This window comes from Ideonella azotifigens (genome assembly GCF_006519715.1).
Classification (GTDB): Bacteria; Pseudomonadota; Gammaproteobacteria; order Burkholderiales; family Burkholderiaceae_C; genus Ideonella; species Ideonella azotifigens.
The window spans coordinates 1-2,791 of the sequence record NZ_VIDT01000692.1 but is presented as its reverse complement, the minus strand read 5'-3'; the positions used below and the strand labels follow the sequence as shown (position 1 = coordinate 2,791).

The 2,791-nt window shown below is 67.6% G+C and carries 5 protein-coding genes; all 5 read left to right on the top strand.

Translation table 11 applies throughout. The annotated features are described in order from the left end of the window. A partial coding sequence (locus FKP22_RS32805) for a hypothetical protein (RefSeq protein ID WP_170201103.1) occupies positions 1-525 on the top strand: 525 nt, incomplete at its 5' end. A gap of 101 nt (positions 526-626) precedes the next feature. Continuing rightward, positions 627-1,385 carry an SH3 domain-containing protein gene (locus tag FKP22_RS26360; RefSeq protein ID WP_141290862.1) on the top strand — a complete coding sequence of 253 codons (759 nt, stop codon included), beginning with the start codon at positions 627-629 and terminating at the stop codon, positions 1,383-1,385. Positions 1,386-1,394: 9 nt separating this feature from the next. Beyond that, a complete protein-coding gene (locus FKP22_RS26355) occupies positions 1,395-2,039 on the top strand; it encodes an outer membrane beta-barrel domain-containing protein (protein WP_141290860.1) in 645 nt (214 codons plus the stop codon). 29 nt (positions 2,040-2,068) lie between these two features. Further along, positions 2,069-2,572 (top strand): TlpA family protein disulfide reductase, encoded by a 504-nt coding sequence (locus FKP22_RS26350; RefSeq protein WP_141290859.1) that lies wholly within the window; start codon positions 2,069-2,071, stop codon positions 2,570-2,572. Between the two features lie 127 nt (positions 2,573-2,699). Then, positions 2,700-2,791 (top strand): DUF4266 domain-containing protein (locus tag FKP22_RS34550; protein WP_375140620.1); only part of this gene is annotated, 92 nt, incomplete at its 3' end.

The window sequence follows — 2,791 nt, the reverse complement described above, 5'->3', positions numbered from 1 at the left end:
GGCCCGCTGGGCAACCCGCCTGACATCACCAACCCGCCCGGCGCCACAGGCGAGAAGTTGTCGTTTGCCTACTACCAGAAGTGCATCCAGCCCATCCTCGATGCGGCGCTGGCAGCCCCGGACGGCAGCAACCACACCAACACCTGCGCCAGCGGTGGCTGCCATGACAACACCACCGGCACCGGCGGCGCGCTGCGCGTGGTCGGCGGCGCGGCGGCCCAGGACCTGAGCCAGTCGGCGGACGTGATCCGCGCCACCGACATGTACCGCAACTTCTATTCGGCCCAGGGCGTGACGCTGCCTGGCAATGCCGACGACAGCCGGCTGTTCGACAAGCCCTTGCTGAAGAACGTGCTGCACGGCGGCGGCCTGATCTTTGCGAGTGAGTCCGATCCGAATGCGCAGAAGATCCGCTACTGGATCTCCAACCCCGCGCCGCAGGGCCAGGACGAATTCAGCACCGCCTCCTACAGCATGTTCACACCCGCCGACCCGGCCACCGGCACCTGCAACACGACCCCATGAGCTTTTTCTCCCGTCTGGGCGGTGTGACAGGCCTTGCCGCACAGCTGACGATTTTGGTCGCCCTGGCAGCTTCGGCCGCCTCCGCAGTGGCGCAAACTGTCATGCCAGCAGTCGACGCGCCAGAGGCTGTGCCATCGGTCGGCATTCCGCAGCCCCTGGTCTGGGTCGGCGCCGAGCCTGGACGTGACGACAAGGTCGAGATCGTGCAGGTCCAGGTGGCCTACGTCGAGATGCGCAGCGGCCCGGGCCGCGGCTACCCGATCTTCTACGTCGCCAAGCGCGAGGAGTGGCTGCGCATCGAGTTGCGCCACACCGACTGGTACCAGGTCCGCACCGCCAACGGCAAGGTCGGCTGGGTGCAGCGCGGCCAGCTGGAAAATACCGTCGTGGCCGGCGGCGACCAGCTTTACCGCAACGTGGTGCTGGGCGACTACCTGAACCGCAAGGTGGAGCTGGGAGCCGCCTGGGGCCGCTTCAAGTCCGAGCCGATGATCCGCTTCTGGACCGCGTATCGCATGTCCGACACGCTGAGCCTCGAAGGCTCGCTGGCCCAGGTGCAGGGCGTGTACTCCGGCAGCACGCTGTGGCATGCAGACCTGATGGCCGAGCCCTGGTCAGACCAGCGCCTGTCGCCGTATTTCGCGGTCGGCGTGGGCCAGTTCAAGAACATCCCGAACCAGAGCCTGGTCGAGTCCCAGACCACCGATGCCAAGCTGGCCGACATGCGGCTGGGCCTGCGCTGGCATCTGACTGACCGCTTCGTGCTGCGGCTGGACGGCACGCTCTACACCGCCTTCCTGTCGCAGCAGCGCACCGGCGAATACCGCGCGTATTCGGCCGGCCTGTCGTTCTTCTTCTGATTGCCACCCATGGCCCACTTTTCCTCCCGCACGCTCCTGGCCGCCAGCGCGCTGCTGCTGTCCCTGCCCGCGCTGGCTGTCGACACCACCACCTCGGGCGACCAGCAAGCCGTGGTGCCGCAGATCCAGCGCAGTGACCTGCGGCCGGCCCGCTTCCCATCCAACGACTTCGAGGTCGGGCTGTTCGGCGGCATCTACGGCACGCAGAACTTCGGCGCCAGCTTCGCCGGTGGCGCGCGTGTCGGCTACCACATCACCGAAGACTTCTTCGCCGAAGCCGCCTACGGCCAGACCAATGTCACGGACGAGGCCTTCCGCCGCGTGCTGCCCGGCGGCATCTTCACCAGCGACACAGAGAAGCTCAGCTACTACGACCTGTCGGTCGGCTGGAACATGCTGCCCGGCGAGATCTTCCTCGGCAGCAGCACCGCGAAGATTTCGCAGGTCTACCTGATCGGCGGCCTGGGCCGCACCAGGTTCGTCGACCAGCGCGAGCAGACCTTCAACTTCGGCGTCGGCGTGAAGGTCTTCCTGGCCAACTGGTTCGCGCTGCGCGTGGACATGCGCGACCACATCTTCACGCTGGACCTGCTGGGCAAGCGCGACAGCACCCACAACCTCGAACTGACGACCGGCGCGTCGTTCTTCTTCTGACCGTCCTGCCTGCGTTCCCTGCCGTTGTCATGAACCTCCTGTCTACCCTGCTGCGCCCCGCTGCGCTGTGCCTGCTGCTGCTCGCAGGCCTGGCCCAGGCCACGCCCACGCCCAATGCCCCGGCGCCCGATTTCACGCTGCGCACCGCCGAGGGCCGCAACCTGCGCCTGCAGGAGCAGCGCGGCCAGGTCGTGATGCTGAACTTCTGGGCCACCTGGTGCGGGCCCTGCCGGGAAGAGATGCCTCAATTGGGCAAGCTCTACGAGCGCTACCAGGGCGCCGGCTTCCAGCTGCTGGGGGTCAACGTGGACGAGGACCCGGCCGCGGCCGCGGCGCTGGCGCAAAAGCTGGGCGTGAAGTTCCCGGTGCTGCTGGACAGCGCCAAGCAGGTCAGCAAGCTCTACGAGCTGAACTCGATGCCGTCCACCGTGCTGATCGACCGTGACGGCAAGGTGCGCTTCCTGCACCGCGGCTACCGCGCCGGTGTCGAGCAGACCTACGACCAGCAGATCCGCACGCTGCTGAAGGAGTGACGCGATGACGAACCTCCTGCGCACCCTGCCCGCCCTGGCCCTGCTGGCCGCCACGCTGCTCGCCGGCTGCAGCACGCCGCAGCCCTGGGTCCAGCCCTATGAGCGCGAGCGCCTGGCCGACCCGATCATGCAGTTCTCGCGCGACAGCCTGGCCGAAAAGCACCGCGACCATGTCTACACCGTCCGCGAAGGCGGCCGCGGCGCCACCGGCGTGCAGGG